General features: G+C 41.7%; 16 protein-coding genes. 3 read left to right on the forward strand and 13 right to left on the reverse strand.

Annotated elements, in window-relative coordinates; genetic code table 11:
- Positions 1-587: 587 nt before the first annotated feature.
- The 4 genes from RSJ42_RS17090 to RSJ42_RS17105 all read right to left on the reverse strand — a co-directional run bounded on the left by RSJ42_RS17090 (position 588) and on the right by RSJ42_RS17105 (position 3,668).
- A complete protein-coding gene (locus tag RSJ42_RS17090; RefSeq protein ID WP_410508431.1) occupies positions 588-1,526 on the reverse strand; it encodes a hypothetical protein in 939 nt (312 codons plus the stop codon).
- Positions 1,527-1,636: 110 nt separating this feature from the next.
- Positions 1,637-2,101, reverse strand: coding sequence for a type IV pilin N-terminal domain-containing protein (locus RSJ42_RS17095; protein ID WP_410510409.1), 465 nt, complete (start codon positions 2,099-2,101; stop codon positions 1,637-1,639).
- 109 nt (positions 2,102-2,210) lie between these two features.
- The gene (locus tag RSJ42_RS17100) at positions 2,211-3,278 is read right to left on the reverse strand and encodes a type IV pilin N-terminal domain-containing protein (protein WP_410508432.1); all 1,068 of its coding nucleotides are present in this window, start codon (positions 3,276-3,278) and stop codon (positions 2,211-2,213) included.
- A 9-nt stretch (positions 3,279-3,287) separates the two neighbouring features.
- Entirely contained in the window at positions 3,288-3,668 is a 381-nt protein-coding gene (locus RSJ42_RS17105) for a hypothetical protein (protein ID WP_410508433.1), read from the reverse strand.
- Between the two features lie 221 nt (positions 3,669-3,889).
- On the opposite strand from RSJ42_RS17105, the gene tnpA reads away from it, so the two are divergent.
- Both tnpA and RSJ42_RS17115 read left to right on the forward strand, forming a co-directional pair.
- Positions 3,890-4,330 carry an IS200/IS605 family transposase gene (gene tnpA, locus RSJ42_RS17110; protein WP_048106147.1) on the forward strand — a complete coding sequence of 147 codons (441 nt, stop codon included), beginning with the start codon at positions 3,890-3,892 and terminating at the stop codon, positions 4,328-4,330.
- Entirely contained in the window at positions 4,293-5,546 is a 1,254-nt protein-coding gene (locus tag RSJ42_RS17115; RefSeq protein WP_410507076.1) for an RNA-guided endonuclease InsQ/TnpB family protein, read from the forward strand. Before tnpA ends, RSJ42_RS17115 begins: the two co-directional genes overlap by 38 nt.
- A gap of 28 nt (positions 5,547-5,574) precedes the next feature.
- Here the strand turns inward: RSJ42_RS17115 and RSJ42_RS17120 are convergent, their stop codons facing one another.
- The 7 genes from RSJ42_RS17120 to larE form a co-directional block, all read right to left on the reverse strand.
- Positions 5,575-7,113 carry a type II secretion system F family protein gene (locus RSJ42_RS17120; protein WP_410508434.1) on the reverse strand — a complete coding sequence of 513 codons (1,539 nt, stop codon included), beginning with the start codon at positions 7,111-7,113 and terminating at the stop codon, positions 5,575-5,577.
- 10 nt (positions 7,114-7,123) lie between these two features.
- Positions 7,124-8,800, reverse strand: a complete 1,677-nt coding sequence (locus tag RSJ42_RS17125) for a type II/IV secretion system ATPase subunit (RefSeq protein WP_410508435.1) — start codon at positions 8,798-8,800, stop codon at positions 7,124-7,126.
- A 349-nt stretch (positions 8,801-9,149) separates the two neighbouring features.
- On the reverse strand, positions 9,150-10,331 hold the full coding sequence (locus tag RSJ42_RS17130; RefSeq protein ID WP_410508436.1) for a cysteine desulfurase: 1,182 nt from the start codon (positions 10,329-10,331) through the stop codon (positions 9,150-9,152).
- Between the two features lie 42 nt (positions 10,332-10,373).
- Positions 10,374-10,532 (reverse strand): hypothetical protein, encoded by a 159-nt coding sequence (locus tag RSJ42_RS17135; protein ID WP_410508437.1) that lies wholly within the window; start codon positions 10,530-10,532, stop codon positions 10,374-10,376.
- Between the two features lie 777 nt (positions 10,533-11,309).
- Positions 11,310-11,858, reverse strand: a complete 549-nt coding sequence (locus tag RSJ42_RS17140; protein ID WP_410508438.1) for a DUF531 domain-containing protein — start codon at positions 11,856-11,858, stop codon at positions 11,310-11,312.
- Between the two features lie 48 nt (positions 11,859-11,906).
- Positions 11,907-12,368: a GNAT family N-acetyltransferase gene (locus tag RSJ42_RS17145; protein WP_410508439.1), complete on the reverse strand. Its 462-nt coding sequence runs from the start codon at positions 12,366-12,368 to the stop codon at positions 11,907-11,909.
- Between the two features lie 127 nt (positions 12,369-12,495).
- Complete coding sequence (gene larE, locus RSJ42_RS17150) at positions 12,496-13,341, reverse strand: ATP-dependent sacrificial sulfur transferase LarE (protein WP_410508440.1); 846 nt, start codon at positions 13,339-13,341, stop codon at positions 12,496-12,498.
- Positions 13,342-13,629: 288 nt separating this feature from the next.
- Here larE and glmM point away from each other — a divergent pair, with 288 nt between their 5' ends.
- Positions 13,630-14,976, forward strand: coding sequence for a phosphoglucosamine mutase (gene glmM / locus RSJ42_RS17155; protein WP_410508441.1), 1,347 nt, complete (start codon positions 13,630-13,632; stop codon positions 14,974-14,976).
- Positions 14,977-15,201: 225 nt separating this feature from the next.
- Here the strand turns inward: glmM and RSJ42_RS17160 are convergent, their stop codons facing one another.
- The gene (locus RSJ42_RS17160; protein WP_410508442.1) at positions 15,202-16,326 is read right to left on the reverse strand and encodes a TIGR04013 family B12-binding domain/radical SAM domain-containing protein; all 1,125 of its coding nucleotides are present in this window, start codon (positions 16,324-16,326) and stop codon (positions 15,202-15,204) included.
- A gap of 68 nt (positions 16,327-16,394) precedes the next feature.
- A complete protein-coding gene (locus RSJ42_RS17165) occupies positions 16,395-17,513 on the reverse strand; it encodes a site-2 protease family protein (RefSeq protein ID WP_410508443.1) in 1,119 nt (372 codons plus the stop codon).
- Positions 17,514-17,621 lie beyond the last annotated feature (108 nt).

The raw sequence follows: 17,621 nt of genomic DNA on the forward strand, positions 1-17,621 counted from the left end.
CTGAACTTTATTAATTATTTAATTCCTGCCTTTAAGGGACTGGAATAATCTTTATTCAGGCGGGCAAAAGCTTGCAGCCGCAGCCTAAATTAATTAATCCACGTGTTATTGCAAATGGTCATTATTTTTTTCCTTTTGCAGAAGTAGCAAAGCCTGAGAAACTTACTTTTAGGGGATTTGCTCGAATATTTGAAAAATTCATAAAAGATCCCGATGGAGTTTCATCTTTCTAGCTAAGGATCTATTACAGGGATTCTTGTCATCATATTAGACTCGTTATTTGTAATTATGACTTCTGTTGACAAGCCAGTTGATTTACTCATCTGTTGGCAGAAGAATGGTAAATTCGTCTTTTCTCTATTATTCTTTCCTTTTTTCATATGAAGTTAAAAAACTGTCAGTAAATTAATAGAAAAAACTCTGAAAAGCTGACAGAGCTCATTATATGCAGAGATCTGTTTTCTGCTGGAAACGAAATAGTAAAAAAGATGCGAGAATTTTACCGGACTTATTTTTCTTAAATCTTCTCTATTCGTCTCGAGGCTGCAAGCCTTAAAGAATTGTAAGGAAAGGGAATGAAATAGACTTTATTGGATGTCTGTTTTCATTTTTATTATCGCATTGTATGCTTTAAAATTGATAGTTTTGTTTACCGGGAAAAGGGAAAATTTCACGGAATAATCTTCTCTGGTTATATTGTAATCCGTTCCTTCCTGAAGCTGAGTCTCGTTAGCTGAATCTTCGAAATATTTTTTCCAGGCTTCCGTGTTTTCCGTGTAGATTATAAGGTCTACGGAAGTAACGTTAGCTTTTTTAGTTGTATTTCCACTGGTATATTCATGGTCAGAGTCATATATGTTTATGAAATCTTGAGACGTTAGCCTGATGTTCTCTATGCTGTTACTGGCCATTACACCTCTTGTTCCTTCAAGGGTCGCGATCCTTGCCGAGAGGTTTACGGAAGCTATCCCTGCACCATCTTCGAGCACGATTCCTGGGAAAAGTTTCATTACGGACCTGCCGTTCTGGGTGACGATAAGCGCCCCATTTTCATAGTAATAAGTTTCTTCCACGGAATGGATATTTGTAGGGCGGTATGAAACCGAGCCGATATCAGATAAAGTTTGACTGGTGTTGTATCCACCTATATCATCATTTACTTCTATCAAGATTCCTGAGACGGCATTGTTTACAGTAAGGGTTCCTCCTGTTTTCATGCCGCCTATGAAAGGCACATCTGACCCTCCCAGCTGGATCGGGCTGTTCAGGGTTATCCTGGAATTCGGATTCATCTCTAAGCCTGCTGCCAGAATGTCAACGTTAGACTTGAACCTGGACATATCCTGCCAGACGTCGGACATATGGGCGTATTCTGCGTCTTCTTTCCAGACGGGCACGTACTGGACCTGAACTGTTGTCATAGCGACGACTATAATCCCGAGAAGCAGGGCTGCAGCAACAGCAGCTGCTATTCCTGATTCGGATCTATAAAAAGAAGAGATTAATTCAAAGAATCGCTTTTTCATCTATTTCCCTTTCCTGATTTAGTTTCCTAAGTTACACGCAACACCATGAAGCTAACATTGAGATTTGTAATTCTCTCGCCAGCGTTTCCTGCAACTGTCAGCCTCAATCCTCAATTTTCTCCGGTGGAGAGCCGAAGTTTCTGGAATACCTTCTTTGAAGGTTTATCGATCAGGTATATGTCTACCTCGTCTCCCTCTTGTATGTTGAGGTTCCATCCACTAGAGATATTGCTAGAGGTGTTGATCTCTATTCTATCACCCAGCTCCCAGCTGTTTTTATTCCCCAGGTTTTCGGAAATGTTAGAAGAGGAATAAGTATATCGGATTCCATTGACATTTACCACAATTTCAAGATCTCCTGTATCGATAAACTCTCCTCCACTATTCTCCAGATAGATCGTATCCGTCTCAACGTCTATCCATTCATTCACCTGAGTGTGTGGGCTATCATCCGGTCCGCCATATGAAAAAATGGACACAGCTATTGAACCGATTAAGATAACCGCGACTGTTGTCATGAGTATCTCTCCAAGGACATCCGAAACAGCACTGGAGTCTTTGATGAGTTTTTTCATTTCTGGCAAGCTCTCCCCACTCCCTTACTTTTCATGTTTCTTTTTTAATGCTACCAATTAACCTTTTTCTAACCGTCAATTAAATCCTATCCCAAATTCTATCAAGAATTTACTCGTTTGCGGCGCTCGCTTCTTCTACCTGTAAACCTATGTAATCAATGTTTATCTCTTTCTCTGCATTCTCATTTGCTTCCGTTGAGGCTTCAATCCGTACTTTGAAATTAGCCAGATCAGCAGGAGTATTGATGCGATCTGTAAGGTTGATAAGTTCAGGTTCAAAGTTAGTATTATGTGCAGGAAGAACCGTATCAGAGTATACCCATTCTCCGCGTCCGTTCTCGAGCGTGTCATAATATTTGAGTTTAATAGCAACACCTTTGGAGTCTTTTCCCGAGCTATCGTGTGTATAATAAACAATAATCAGAGTTGCATTCCCTAAAGTGTCTCTTGGCCTTAATCCACATGCAGAGGGCTTAATCTTGAATTCGAATTCTTGATATATACTGGTATTAATTACATTTGTAGGGGGGTAATAAGTTGTGCAGTTTCTTTTTTCATTGGTTTTTTCCTTTAGCTTTTCATCATCAGCATCTATAAAATGAACCTGTTTTTTGTCTCCATACCCTTTCTTTGATGAATCTTTTCCTGATGCGGACGTATCCGTTATATCTCCCATCGGAATGAAACATAAATTTAAATCGGAATTCTTTTGAGGCTCGCTAGTAAGCGTACTTTTCTGGATCAACTCGTTTGAGGGGGTGTCGACCAGGAATAGCTCCACTTTGTCGTTATTGTTGAGGTTAACGCCCCATGTATCCTTTGTATTGATTTCAATAGTATCCCCCATTTTCCAAACATTGCTGTATTCAAGATTTTCGTAAATTTGAGTGGAGTTATATTCATATTTCTTGCCATTGACATTTACTATTATCCTTAAATTTTCAGTACTTACAGGTTCTCCTCCATTGTTTTTCAGGTAAATCGTGTCCGTGGAAATGTCCATAATTTCCTGGACGTTTGTATGGGGGACATCATCAGGTCCTTCCATAGAAAAAACGTATACTCCAAGAGTGCTGAGCATGATAACTACTATACCTGTAAGGAGTACAACGCCCATTACTTCTGAAACTGCAGCCTCTTTTTTTAGCCCTTTTCCGGTTCCGGGAGTCCTTAGCATAAAAACACCTTAGACGAACATTGTAAAGACTACATAGGTGATCAGCATCATGCTGACGCTGTACTTCAGGCCCATGAAAATTGAACCCTGTCCCATCTTTCCGGCAATAAGTCCGGAAGTAAAAGCCTGGACAAGGGCTGAGTGGTACATGAGCATCGTATACTCCTGTATATTGAAGTAGCCGTTTCCGATTCCTCCGTACCCCATTCCCTGGGAAGAACCTTTAAATGAGGCGCTTTCAGGGAAGAAATACATAGCCAGGACATAGACTATGAAAAGGAAGACAAAGAAAGAAACGTAGATAGTGACAACATAGACAACCATCTCAGAAGAGCGTTCCTTTTTCAACCGTTCCTCACTCTTGACCTGTTCTGCGGTAATGGACAGCACACTTTTAAGGTCGCTTGTGGATTCATTTGCTTTAATAAGGGTATGAAGAATCCGGCTTGATGTGGCGGTCCTGATATTGTTTTCCAGTTTACCTTTAAGGCGGGAAGTCCCCTTCCTCGGAGGGCGTAGCCCGACAGGTGGGGGATGAAAGCCGTCAACTTCTACAAAACAACAGTAGCATAATTATTTATACTTATAGTTACATCAATATAGTGATAACTATGCAGTATAAACTAGATCGTGGAAGCCATTCTGTATATTCACTCCATTATCATTTCGTTCAGTGTGTGAAATATAGAAGAAAAGCTCTAACGAACCCTTTAGTTGTCGATTTTCTTAAAACTAAAATTCATAACATAAGTGAAACATACGATGTTGAAGTACTGAATATCGAGTGTGACAAAGATCACTTCCACTTATTATTTTCAGCAAAACCTTCGCTTGATATTCCAAAATACATCAACACAATCAAAACTATAACTTCAAGGGAGATTCGTAAAAACTTCCCTGAAGTAAAGACTATGTTATGGGAAGATACGTTTTGGTCAAGATCGTATTTTATCGCATCGACAGGGCAAGTAACCCTAGACGTACTTAAAAAATATGTGGAGAATCAAGGCAAATATGCATCTGACGAAGAAGATCAAGATAAATCCGACTGAAGAACAGGTAGATGTTCTTTGGCAACTATCTGAACAGTGTAGATGCCTCTATAATTTCGCTTTAGCTGAAAGAAAAGATGCGTGGAAAACTGAACAGAGAAGTGTAAAGTATGTAGAACAACAGAATCAGCTTCCAGTACTAAAAGTAAAATTCCCTGAATACAATATAGTGTATTCCAAAGTATTGCAATCGGTTCTTAAAAAGCTCGATGCTAATTATAAATCGTTCTTTTCGCTCTGGAAAAACGGGGATAAATCTGCAAGACCCCCCAAGTTTCGAAGTGGAAAATACTTTATGACTTTGGTTTATAATCAGAGTGGATTCAAAATCAATAATGGAAAGCTCAGTTTCTCTCATAAGGCAAACGAAATTCCATTGTCTTTCGAAATTGGAAATGCTTTTGATTTGCTGACAATCAAGCAGATTGAAATCTATAATGATAATCCATACAAAGGTAGGGGTAATTTCTATGTATCAATTACATATGAAGAAAATCCAATAAAAGAGTATGTTGATAACGATTTGTATCAAGCGATAGACTTAGGTATTACAAAAATAGTTACAGCAGTAAATACTCAAGGTAAATTCTTTGAAGTAAAAACACCCAGAGCAGATCAATATTGGAATACAAAGATAGATTCAATTAAATCCAGAAGAGATCATTGTAAAAAAGGAAGCAAGAGATGGAATAGACTACACAAAACATACAGAAAAATGGAAGCAAAGAAGTCTAATCAGATTAAAGATTTCCAGCATAAACTTTCTAAAACAATGATCGAGAACACCAGAGCCAATACAATAATCGTGGGAGATCTTAACGTAAAAAGTATGGCTCAGTCAAAGAAAGTAACTGGAAAAAGAAAACGTTCTCAGAACAGATCAACACAAAATCAAGGATATCTTTCCAGATTCATCGAATTCTTGACCTACAAAGCGGAGCTTGCAGGTAAAAAAGTAATAAGAATTGATGAAAGCTATACATCCAAAGAGTGTTGTATCTGTGGAACACGACATAACATGCCACTTTGGGAAAGAACTATGAAATGTGATTGTGGAAACGTAATTGATCGTGATAGAAATAGTGCTATCAATATAATGAAGCGTTTCTTATCACAAAATGCTTTGTGGACAAGCTATCAGAAGTTTTCTGATAATCTTCGACAAACAGGATTACAGATGGATACCTGCATCACTGCAAATATCCAAATGACATAATCACTCGAAGGAAGCTCCGTCCTCGCCATCAGGCAGGGCGGGGCAGTTCACTCAGGGCTCTTGAAGTAGAAGTCCCCCAGGAGAGGTCTTCTTTTAATTTTTTGAGCTCTTTACTGAGAATTCCCATCTTGGATTCTGCCATTATTTTTAAGGAATTGGATAGAAGGAGGCCTGAATCGTTCATGCTTGACAGGTTTCTCAGCATTTCAGGCATTCTTTCGTCAATCTTCCGCATTCTCCATGCCCTTATTTCGTAAAATATGATGAAGGGAATGAGTGCGATAGCAATGAAAATGACAATGTAGTCATCAATTGAGCTGATAAACTGGACGCTGCTATCGCTGATATGGGCAAAGTTCGGGTTCCAGTGGAAATTTAAATTGATACTTCTTTTAAGAGCTTCCGGAAGGTGGGTAAGATAGTATAGCCCAAAAGGAATTCCAAAAAAGAACGTATACCTTGGCTCATCCCGGATAGTCCTGTAAGGGTTAAAAATCAGGTCCCTTATATTGTAAAGCTGCCTGTATAGCTTTAGTTTTTTATCCCTCTTCTCTTCCTCATCTGCGCTGAGATTTGAACCGAGTTCCTTAATATCTGAGAAGTTTAGAGGATATTCGGGTGCCTCGCCCTTTTTCGGGCTCATAGAAAGTTCTCCTACCGTATCGAGAAGCACTGTGAAAAGCAAGGTCGCAAGAGGTATTATAATATAAATAAGCATGTAGAGTATCTGGGCTGAAGCAGGCCTGAAAAATTGCAGTACTATCAGTGTTGTCATTATAAATAACGGACCTGCAACAAGCACGGTTACATAAACCTCTGCAAGGACGTCAAGCGTCTTTAACAGGTTCTTGTTCGCCATCTCAGCCAGGTCCTGGTACTGCTCGGACTTATTTCTTATATATTCGGTTATTGTCCCACTGCTTGAAACCAGAATTAATCCGTCAATGAAATCCTTGAATCGTTCCGAAGGGGTGCGTTCCTTGGCTGCTTTAAGGGCACTTATAAAATCTTTTCCGAGGTAATCCATATCCCTTACAATGTAGGATATTTCCTCAGCGCTTGTACCGAATATATGCGTGTACCTGCTCAAAGACCTGAAAACATCATAGATTGACATGCCTCCCTTTGTCAGGGCGTACATGTAAGTTACCGCAGGCAGCATAGACTTGTCAATACAGGCTTTCCGGATATCCGCCTGAAAATAAGGATAGATATATGCAACTCCGAAGACTATAAGAAAACTTATAATAAATGACAAAATTGAGACCAGGATAGCAAGCAGATAAAAATATTCTCCTACAAATCCTGCCCTTGTAGAATCCACAAAGAGGCTGAGCCGGGAAACAGGGTCTCCAAAGGTTTTCAGCCCGAGCCATAGCCCGAAAAGTCCTCCTATTATGCCTGCAATCATTGAGTACATTAAGATTGATGCAAGGTACTGGTCCACTGACATTGGAATGTGAGAGTGGCGCATTTTTACTTTAAGTTCCTGGAAACTCTCTTTATTTTTATAAAAGAAGTCCCCGAAAGCTCTGTATGCCAGTTCATCCAAAGAAGTGTAAGTCATGCTCCCCCTCTTAATCAACCATATCCTGTATCATGGACTCCAGGGTATCGTTTTCTATAGCTTCCATGACCATCTTCGGATAACTCTGGTATGCCTGCACTACAAGGGATACCTGGATATAGCTCCTCATATTCTTCTCATAAAGGTAAGTAAGGATCTTCCTCCTGTTCTCCATTTCTCCTCTCACCTGGGCTGAGTCCCATCCTCTGACATGCATTATCTCCTGCATTATATGGGAGTCCCCAACCTTCAGGAATCCGTCTTCTGAAGGGTCCCAGTTGAAAATCTCATTAATTCCCAGGTCTCCTGTTTCAGAATCAACGTTAAGGACCTCTACAAGACTCCTCGTTCTCCTGACCCTCTTCTCTTCTATGTATACCTGTTCCTGGATACAGAGCACATCAAGTGATTGCAGCATAATATGGGGCACATTTATGGGTTCGTGCGTAAGCCTGTTTATAACAGTCTGCACATCTCCGGCATGCATTGTCGAGCTTGTTGCATGTCCTGTTGACATTGCCTGGAAAAGGGTACGCGCCTCTTCACCTCTAACTTCACCCACAATTATGAAATCAGGGCGCTGTCTCAGGGCAGCTCTCAAAAGGTCATACATTGAGACTTCTCCTGTAGAGTCTGCGGAAAAACTCTCTCTGGCAATACCTGAGACCCAGTTGTTGTGGTAGAGTACGAGTTCCCTCGTATCTTCTATGGAGACTATTTTGGCTGTAGAGGGCATAAAAAGAGATGTGGCGTTAAGCATCGATGTTTTTCCGGAAGCTGTCCCTCCTGCAAAGAGCATATTGTAGCCGTTTTCAATAACCAGCCAGAGATATACAAGCATCTCCATATCGCACGTCTTAAAACCAAGAAGGTCAATAGGTGTAATAGGGTCTTTTCTAAATTTACGGATAGTAAAGGAACTGCCACGGGGAGTAATCTCTCTCCCCAGCATGGCCTGAAGCCTTGATCCGTCCTGAATCGTTGCATCCACAATTGGCTGGCTAACAGAGATGTGCTTATTATTCAACTGACACATTTTAACTACAAGGGAGTCAAGCTCTTCTTCCCTAAAAGAAATGTTACTTTCAATATTCAGATACCTGATATGATAAATATAGATTGGAACTTCTACACCGTCACATGATATATCTTCAATATAAGGATCATAAAGAAGAGGATTGATTTTCTCATAGCCAAGAAGATTTCTTCTGAGATAATACATTATCTTATGAACGGATGCAGTCGAAATCTCAGCTTTATAACGTTCAAGAAGCAAAAGTGTTCTGTCTACAAGCAGTGCGTCTTTTTCTATCTTTGAGGTTGTAGGGTTTAAAATCAAAACGTCCTGGAAATCCTCATAAAGTCTCTCAAGCAATTCTTTTTCAAATTTTGTCAGGGCAGGCTCGACCAATCTGTAGTACCTTGTTTTGCGGTCTTCAAGAATCGTTGCTAGAGCATATGGCTCTTGAAGCCAGTACCTTTCTATTTCCTTTAATCCCTCAGGTACTTCAAACTCTATAAGAGGCCCGTCTTTTTCCTGGTCGTATATCGGCATGCTTTTCAAAGGCTTATTAAAATAAGTTTTAGCCCTATTCAATATATCTGAAATGGAGTCATTATTGCCTTTTTTCCCTGATAGCCCCGAAATAAAACCTTTCTTTTTCGAGATTTCTGTTACTTCATCCATACTCTCGCCTTCAGATTTCTCCTTACGTTATATAGACTGCAACTTCCTATAAAATCTTTCTATAAGAATGTGAAACAAATTAAATTATTTTTTCTATTATCGTTTAAAATAAGGAAAATCATCTCTTTATATCCTAATTAATATCCGAAAACAGCTAAATATAAAACAATTTAATTTGGATGTTAAAATAAAACTAATTTATAGTGTTGGCCTCTGCATAGTCAGTAAATATTTATTATGAAAAATAATCCTGATGCCGGTTGTGAGTCCGGACCCATAAAAAAAGAGATGTACAACCATATTTTGCCAGGAGGGTAGGGTTTCTTCTACCCGATACTGGTCCAGTTTTTCAGGATACCAGTGCCTTAAGCGCGTTGACAGCATTTACGAGAACGTCAACTTCTTCCTGTGTGTTATAAAGGGCGAAAGAAGCTCTAACTGTACTTTCCACTTCAAGGAAACGGGTGATCGGGATTGCACAATGGTGCCCGCTACGTACACAAATTTTTTTCGTCTGGTCAAGGATCAGGGCGACATCATGAGCGTGAAGCCCTGTTACATTAAAAGGCACAATTCCTGCCCGGTTTTCAGGTCCGTAAACCTCAACATGGTCAAGTTCTGAAAGCCTTTTTGCAGCCTGCAAGGAAAGTTCAGCTTCATGCTTTTCAATCTCGGAAACCCCAATTTTCTCCACATATTCTACTGCTCTGCCAAGCCCTATGACCCCGGGGATATTCGGAGTACCGGATTCAAAACATGCTGGGGACGGCTCAAGAGTATATTCACCTCCGCTGACTTCCGAAACCGTTCCTCCTCCTACGGAGGCGCTATCAAGCATTTCCGGTTCCTTAATATAGAGTACACCGGTTCCCTGCGGACCAAGGAGCCCTTTATGCCCTGCAGTTGCGAAAAAGTCACATCCGAGTGCTTTCAGGTCCACCGGCATATGCCCTGCGGATTGGGCGCCGTCAATCAGGACTTTCACTCCGTTTTTGCGGGCAAGTTTTAGAATCCTGCTGATATCCTGGACCGAGCCAAAAACATTAGAAACGTGCGTTACAGCAATGAGTTTTGTACTTTCAGTAAGGGCATTTTCTATTATCTGAGGGTCAATTATGCCTTCGCGGTCCGGGCTTACTATTGTTACTTTAACTCCTTTTTTTTGCAGGCGCAGCCAGGGCAGGAGGTTTGAATGGTGCTCAAGCATGGTCGTAACGATATGGTCTCCTGCCTCCCAAGGATAGCTGTTTGCAACAAGGTTAATTCCTTCGGTTGTATTTTTTGTAAATACTGTTTTTGAAGGATCTGAATTAAGAAAACGAGCAACAGTTTCCCTTGCATCTTCATACCGGTTTGTGGTCTCCCTTGCAAGGCGGTGCGCTCCTCTCCCATGGTTGCCAGCGTACCTGTAGAAATATTCAACCATAGCTTCAACTGCAGGAACCGGAGTCTGCGTGGTCGCCGTGCTATCAAGGTACACAACTTCTTTTAAAACAGGAAAATCTTCACGGACCGCATATACATCGTACATGCTTCTTTTCTAGGACTGAGAAATAAAAAAAGGTTGTGCAGGTTATTTACCCTGCATTCCGCCTATCATATAGCGGTAAAGGTCTAATTCATCTGTGTCCAGGCTGTCTGTGCAGCCTTTTACAACTGTGTGATACCTGTCTTGCCGGTATCCATATTCGTATTCGTTTCTGTTTCTGTCTTCGTTATTTCGCTCACTCATAGTTTTCCTCCTGTCTCTTCAATGTTTGCGCTCAGCAGGGGGTAGATTCTCTCCATCCGGACACAAGTTTTCCCTATGGATATCTGTGCGGTCAGGACAAATCTTCATCCTTTATTGAAAGCCTATACTGCAGGTCAGAGTTCAAGTCTTCCGTAGAATCCCTTGGGTGGAATTCCCGGTCATTCTGGACAACCCTGAGGCAGGTCAGAATTTCAGTCCCTCAGGCCGCAAACCCCATAATAGCGCAACAGACGTTGTTCTTACCCACAACAATCTATTAATTGTCACTCGTGATATATATTCGTTCCGGAAAATTTTTTGAACTGATCTTACTCTGTGGACATTTTTTATCCTTCTATATTAATTATCTTCGAGCCTGCAAATAATTTCTAATTACATTTAATGAAATACTTTCCCCCTGCAATAAGAACCCATATTAAACAGATTTTGAGTCATCCTTTTTTGCTGTTCTTTCGTCTACCGGATCTCTCGTTTAATTTATAGTTCTGTTTTTTTGTGTCGTATCTCATACTCAAAGGAAATAGGCAACCTATTTCCTATTTAGTGCAATAAATAATTTTCTATAATACTGCCATTTGTTGAAAAGTCTAATGAAGCTTACATAAAAATAAATATAAAAAAGCTATCTTGAGATTATCAAACTAAGATATTAGGTATACAGTCACTTGTCTCAGGCCTGCAAACCATATTGATCGTGATTTTAAGTTAATTCTTTGAATATCCCATAGTGTCTGACTCAAGAAAATTTAATCAGATTCATTTTGTAGTCTCTAAATTCTCCATAAGTCCAGCAAGATGGGCAGGAATAGCTCCTATAGCAGTGCATGTTTCGAGAGAAAGCCCTTTAGAGGTTATATCAAGGTGGTGTTTTCCCCTCTCAAAAAGCTCTTTTGGAAGCCCTTTATGCCCGAGTCCTACAAGAAATAAAAAAGATCGGTTGCGCAAGGCTTCTTCAGCAATTTTCACAGGTAATACCTGTCTCTTTTTGTCTGGTTTTGAAGTAGTAATAACTATCTCTCCAAAATGGGATGGAAACCCTTTTTTTGGGAGGTCGGATACTGAAAGATGATTTTTTTCGTAAAGGATCTTAAGATAACTTCCCGATTCTCCTATAGTGGTTTTTTCCATTACGAACGCTACCAGTTCTTCTGCGGTCATTTTGAATGGGAAGTCGTAAAGGGCAAGGTGGAACCCAAAAGCATGGCAGATTGGGGCAGCTCTGGCAATTGCCCGATAATGAGCATCAAGGACTTTGATCTTATCATAAGTATTAACGATTCCAAGAGTAAGCATAAGCTGCTTCATATGCTTTTCTATAAAATAATGTTTCGTTAACCCTGCCAGGTTTCTTTTTTATTTATCTTGGGAATATTTCATGGCATGCTGGGCACATTTCTCAAAGTGCTCGCAATTTTTGCAGTCCTCCCAGAGGAATAACTTCTCAGTATTCGGTAATCTTATGAAGCCAAGTTTTTCAAAAAAACCCGGAGCAGTTGTCCTCACATACAATTCATAAGCGGAGCTGTCAGATTTATCCGGGCATTCCGGAGTATTTATCAGGTAATTCATAATCCGGATTCCGACACCTTTTCCCCGATAGTTTGGGTGTACGGCAATCGAATGAAGCTCGAGAAAACTCTTCTCTCCATATGTGCTCCTGACAAGTGCAGCACAGCCGATAACCTTACCTTCTTTTTCAGCCAGTACAAACTCCTCAGGCCCCAGATCTTCCATGTCCAGAAAGTAGGTGGATAAGAGCTTCTGAATTGAGAGGAGGTCTCTTTTTTCGGCTTTTCTGATTAGAATTTCTGTCATATCTTCCAGAACTCAATGTTTCTATAGTTTATCCGGTTTAACCGATCAATTTGCTTTATCCGACCAATCCGCCTTATCTGACCAATCTCCTTTTCTGACTAATTGAATCTGGATACTTCCTCTGAGTTTATTCCATTTCTGTTTCTATTTTCCCTTCAGCTCTTTTCCGCATATAGGGTTCATCCATACTCCCTGAGCGGAAGCCTTCAAGATCAAGGGTTACGTAGTCAAAACCCAGGCTTTTGAGGTGTCTGGAAATCTTTTCTTTTTTACGGAGAGCGTCATCAAACTCTTTGTCAGTAACCTCTATCCTGGCCAGGTTTGAGTGCATCCTTACCCGGAACTGTGTAAAACCCTGGTCCAGCAGGTAATCCTCTGCTTTTTCTATCTTCTCGAGAGCTTCCGTAGTAATGGGTTGCCCATAAGCGATGCGTGTGGCAAGGCAGGCTGCGGAAGGCCTGTTAGCTGCAGAAAGTGAGAGGTTTGCAGCAATCCCCCTTATCTCCTCTTTTGTGACATCAAACTCCACGAAAGGGGAATAAACCTTTTCTCCTGCTTCCTTTATTGCTCTATACCCGGGACGGTTTTCCCCTCTTATTTCAGAAGCATTTGTTCCTTCAAGCACAACATTGAACCCGGTTTTTTCCGCGAATTCCAGAAGAGTTTCAAGAAGGGCTTTTTTGCAGAAGTAGCACCTGTTAAGTGTATTTGCGGAAAAATAAGGTATGCTGTTCAGGGAGAAAGGGAGGATTTTATGCTGAATCCCTATTTCACAGGCTGTCTGAGAAGCATTTTCAAGCTGCTGCCTGGGAAAAAGCGGAGAATCTATCGTCACGGCAAGGGCTTTTTCCCCGAGCTCATCAAATGCGATAGCTGCAAGAGTCGAACTATCCACTCCCCCTGAAAATGCAATGACTGCACTCTCTCTGGCTTTAATAGCCTCTCTGATCTTTTCTATCTTGGCAGTGTCCATTACTAACGAGTTTTAGCTAATAAGATATATGTATTTTCCAGCCTTATAGTCAGGTGCTTTACAGCAGTCAGAGGAAGGGTTATGGGTAACTTAATCGGTTTTTCCTTAGCTATGTATCTTGAAATTATCTATTCCGGAGCCGCTGGCCTGACTTTATAGATAATTTGGCCTGCTGTACCGAAACTTTGTTCTCCTATAAGGACTCTGGCTACAATAATAAACCTGATTAGAATCTAATTTCCTTATAATAGTATAATTTTGATGCAAATGATGAGATGGAGATCTTAGATGGAATTATTCGGAACTAATGGTGTACGTGGTATTGCCAACGAATTTATTACGCCTGAACTTGCGATCAATGTAGCCAGAAGCCTTGGCACGTACATGGGTTCAAAAGGTACGGTTGCAATAGGCTGCGATACCCGCATTTCTGGACAGATGCTGAAATCCGCAGCAATTGCAGGAGCTCTTGCAACAGGCCTGAGCGTGATTGATGTGGGGACTGTCCCTACTCCGTCCATTCAATACTATGTGCGCGACTATGCCGATGCCGGTATCGTTATAACGGCATCCCACAACCCCAGGCAATACAATGGAATTAAAATAATTGCAGGAGACGGTTCGGAGTTCCCGAGGGAAGGAGAGAGGGAACTTGAAAAAATTTATTTTTCAGGCAAATTTTCAATTGCCTCATGGGAGAAAACGGGAAGTTTCAGGATTGATCCTTCAGTTAACGATTACTATATAAGAAGCATAGTGCGCGCTGTCAATTTGGAAGCCATACGCAGCCGGAGGTTTAAGGTAGTGGTTGATACCGGGTGTGGTGCTGGTTCCCTTACACTTCCTCTTCTCCTCAGGGAACTTGGCTGTGAAGTCCTTACGCTCGGGGCTCAGCCTGACGGGACTTTTCCATGGAGAAATCCTGAACCCACTCCTGATGCCCTGACAGAGCTATCCACTCTCGTTAAAAAGACAGGGGCAGCTTTTGGGGCAGCTCATGACGGGGATGCAGACAGAATTGTCTTCATGGATGAGAACGGAGAATTTGTAAATGAAGAGGTCCTGCTTGCAATGATGGCGAAGTACATGCTTGAACGTGAAAAGGGACCTGTAGTTACACCGGTCAGTTCGTCCCAGCGTATGGCTGATGTTGCAAAAGAAGAAGGGGTCGAACTTCACTGGACTGCTGTAGGCTCAATCAATGTCGCCAGAAAAATGATGGAAGTAAATGCCGTTTTCGGAGGCGAGGGCAATGGAGGCCTTATTTTCCCCAAACACCAGTACTGCCGTGATGGAGCAATGGCATGTGCAAAAATCCTGGAAATCCTTGCCGGAGGAAAGAAGCTTTCCGAACTAACTAAAAGCGTACCTGCGTACTTCAATGCAAAAACCAAGACTCCTTCCAAAGATATCGTGGGTACTATGGGAAGGATCAGATACGAGACCTCAAGCATGGGGCTTAAGACGGATACAATCGACGGGGTCAAGATCTGGTATGATGACGGATGGGTCCTTATACGTCCTTCGGGTACCGAGCCGATTTTCCGAATCTTTGCTGAAGCAAAAAAGCAGGAAAGGGCAGAGGAATTAATGAACCAGGGCCTTGAAATGGTGTTACGAGCAGAAAGGGCCTGAAAAATCTTATCTCCAGATATATCCCTTAAACCTGTATTGATCGGCTTTAGAGGCTTAGTAAAAGTTTGTAAAGCCGATAAAGATCAGGACATTAGATTTCAGGACATTAGGTTTCAGGACATTAGGTTCCAAGACATTAGGTTCTAGGAGATGAGATCAATATTTCTTCGGGCCTTAATATCCTTTATATTCTTTTTATCTTTTTTATACTGCCCTGAAACTTTCTTAAACTTTCCTGTGTTTCTCCCAGTAACCTGTTAGTTTTCCCCCAAGGGCAAGTTTTCCAAGCTCCCGCCTGACACGGTCGCTAACCTGCGAAGGAACTGCTGATGCATATGGAGTGCCCGGAAGCGGGGTCATATAATGAGCCCGGACAGTCCCACCTTTTTTGCAGATCCAGCGCACAAGTTCCAGGCTTTTTTCCTGGTCTTCTTCGGTTTCTGTGGGGAGCCCAAAGATAAAATCAACTGCCGGCACAATTTCATGTTCAATACAGCATTCCACAGCGGAAATACTGTCTTCGACCGTATGACCTCTTCTTATCTCTTTAAGGACACTGTCACTCCCTGACTGAGCCCCAAGGCTAAGGCTGTCGTTTGCACAATATTTTCTTACCAGTTCGACAGATTCTTCGGTCACAAATTCAGGGCGGACTTCAGAAGGAAAAGTCCCGAAAAAGATTTTTTTATCAGGCAGTCCATGAAGTGCAGAGAGCAGTTTTTCTACCTTATCAAACCTCGGGTGAATTCCGTTGCTTCCATAAGCGAAAGCATTTGAAGCTATAAAGCGGAGGTCGTCGTAGTGCTGCGCGTTCTTCAGGATAGAATCAATGCTCCTGTGCCTGACTTCCCTTCCAAAGAGCCTTGGGGTCTGACAGTATTTACAGCTCCAGGGACATCCCCTGCTGATTTCAATGGGAGCACGAAGCTTTTTAGGGTCAAAGCATGGATATGAGTCCAGATTCACATGCTGCCTTTCAGGAGTCAGGACCATCTCGCCGGTTTCCGGGTTTTTATAAGCGATCCCTTTTACCTTTTCCGGATCTCCCCTTTCCTTCAAAACCCTTACAAGTTCCGGAAGCGTTTCTTCGCCTTCCCCAATAACTATGTAATCAAAATATTCCAGTGTCTCTTCCGGGCATCCGGAAGGGTGCGGTCCTCCTGCGATGAAGATTGAGTCCGTACCTGCGTTCTCGATCTCTTTGAATACTTTCGCTGCCTGCCGCGTAGTAAAACTGTAGATCATTATTCCGTTAATGGGCCTGTCCGTAAATCCGGCTTCAGGAAGCACAGGTGAAAGAGCCGCAAAGCTGTAAGAGTTCTTTTTGCTGTATCGAAAATTCACTTCCATTGTTATTTTTTTCCTCTTTTCGATTGTTTTTCAGGTTTCTATGAGCTTCAAACTTTTAAGTACCTTTTTCAGATTATGGGTTTAAAAGGAATCAGAGTGAAGCAAAGAAAACCAAGTATAAAAGTAATTATTCCTACAAGGATGCGTTTTTTATCCAGTTCTATTTTGTCATGAAGGGGAGATGGATGTCCGGCTGCTGCAAAAGCCCAGAGGAAGAGTGCCCAGAATATCCATATAAAGCCGTCTCCCTTTAGCCAGTAGATTACATAAAAACCTATAAGGAAAAGGATACGTGGCATCATTGAAGATATCCTGTCCGCTTTTTTGCCAAGCATCGCCCTGAGCACGTGCCCTCCGTCAAGCTGCCCTGCAGGTAGAAGATTCAAAAGGGTTACAAACATTCCCACCCAGCCTGCAAAAGCCACAGGATGCAAATTGCTTCCTGTAACCCCAACAGCTTTCTGGATCATTACGAAAAGAGGTGGAAAGCCAGGCTCGAACATCAGAGAATCGGAAAGCGGATTAACTGAAGACATGTTAAGATTTAAGCCTATTACAGTGACTGCAATTGAGACAAAAAGCCCTACCAGAGGTCCTGCAACTCCCACATCAAAGAGAGCTTTTCTGTTAGGGATGGGCCCCCTATAATGGATTACAGCTCCCATCGTGCCTATGAAGGTCGGAAACGGGATAAAATAAGGCAGGGAAGTTTTCATTCCATGATACCTGGCCATTGCGTAATGAGCCATTTCGTGAGAGCCAAGTACAGCCATTATTGCAAAGGTAAATGGCAAACCCTGGAAAATCTTCATGGGCTCATTCGATAGATCAGCTCCGAACATCCAGGCTCCGCAGATCATGGTTGTAAATACCGTTGTTATGAATAGTGCAAAGTTCACCCAGACTTTTTCCTTTGCCTTCTTCATTGGAGCAACAATAAGAACATGCTCACCAAGCTCGTATCTCAGGGTACCCATAAGCCCTCTCTGTTCAAGTGGAGCCCAGAGTTCTCCCATTATATTCTCGGTATCTGCCTTAGGAGTGCCGAAGAAATAAAGGATCTCCCGGGATTTCTGGATTTCGTATACGTCGAATACCCTGGTTATGAAAGGATATATGCGTGAAATTGATTCCTCAATTTCGAGTTTATCACGCTCCTTCCTGTAGTCTTCTATTTCCTGTTTCATTTTAGATTTCACGCCTTTGAGGCTTGAGATTTCTTTTAGCTTTTTAATTAGCTTTTATGGTTTATAATTTAACCCGCGTCTTTTTAATCCGTTTCTTTCTTTTTGCTT

Origin of the sequence: Methanosarcina hadiensis (assembly GCF_046529725.1) — an archaeon.
GTDB lineage: Archaea > Halobacteriota > Methanosarcinia > Methanosarcinales > Methanosarcinaceae > Methanosarcina > Methanosarcina hadiensis.

Excerpts from the sequence above, each read along its gene's own strand:
- RSJ42_RS17120 (WP_410508434.1), bottom strand. The coding sequence starts at position 7,113 with ATGACTTACACTTCTTTGGATGAACTGGCATACAGAGCTTTCGGGGAC.
- RSJ42_RS17135 (WP_410508437.1), bottom strand. The coding sequence starts at position 10,532 with ATGAGTGAGCGAAATAACGAAGACAGAAACAGAAACGAATACGAATAT.
- larE (WP_410508440.1), bottom strand. The coding sequence starts at position 13,341 with ATGGACACTGCCAAGATAGAAAAGATCAGAGAGGCTATTAAAGCCAGA.
- RSJ42_RS17095 (WP_410510409.1), bottom strand. The coding sequence starts at position 2,101 with ATGAAAAAACTCATCAAAGACTCCAGTGCTGTTTCGGATGTCCTTGGA.
- RSJ42_RS17160 (WP_410508442.1), bottom strand. The coding sequence starts at position 16,326 with ATGGAAGTGAATTTTCGATACAGCAAAAAGAACTCTTACAGCTTTGCG.
- RSJ42_RS17165 (WP_410508443.1), bottom strand. The coding sequence starts at position 17,513 with ATGAAACAGGAAATAGAAGACTACAGGAAGGAGCGTGATAAACTCGAA.
- RSJ42_RS17100 (WP_410508432.1), bottom strand. The coding sequence starts at position 3,278 with ATGCTAAGGACTCCCGGAACCGGAAAAGGGCTAAAAAAAGAGGCTGCA.
- RSJ42_RS17130 (WP_410508436.1), bottom strand. The coding sequence starts at position 10,331 with ATGTACGATGTATATGCGGTCCGTGAAGATTTTCCTGTTTTAAAAGAA.
- RSJ42_RS17090 (WP_410508431.1), bottom strand. The coding sequence starts at position 1,526 with ATGAAAAAGCGATTCTTTGAATTAATCTCTTCTTTTTATAGATCCGAA.
- RSJ42_RS17140 (WP_410508438.1), bottom strand. The coding sequence starts at position 11,858 with ATGAAGCAGCTTATGCTTACTCTTGGAATCGTTAATACTTATGATAAG.
- RSJ42_RS17145 (WP_410508439.1), bottom strand. The coding sequence starts at position 12,368 with ATGACAGAAATTCTAATCAGAAAAGCCGAAAAAAGAGACCTCCTCTCA.
- RSJ42_RS17115 (WP_410507076.1), top strand. The coding sequence starts at position 4,293 with ATGCATCTGACGAAGAAGATCAAGATAAATCCGACTGAAGAACAGGTA.
- glmM (WP_410508441.1), top strand. The coding sequence starts at position 13,630 with ATGGAATTATTCGGAACTAATGGTGTACGTGGTATTGCCAACGAATTT.
- tnpA (WP_048106147.1), top strand. The coding sequence starts at position 3,890 with ATGCAGTATAAACTAGATCGTGGAAGCCATTCTGTATATTCACTCCAT.
- RSJ42_RS17125 (WP_410508435.1), bottom strand. The coding sequence starts at position 8,800 with ATGGATGAAGTAACAGAAATCTCGAAAAAGAAAGGTTTTATTTCGGGG.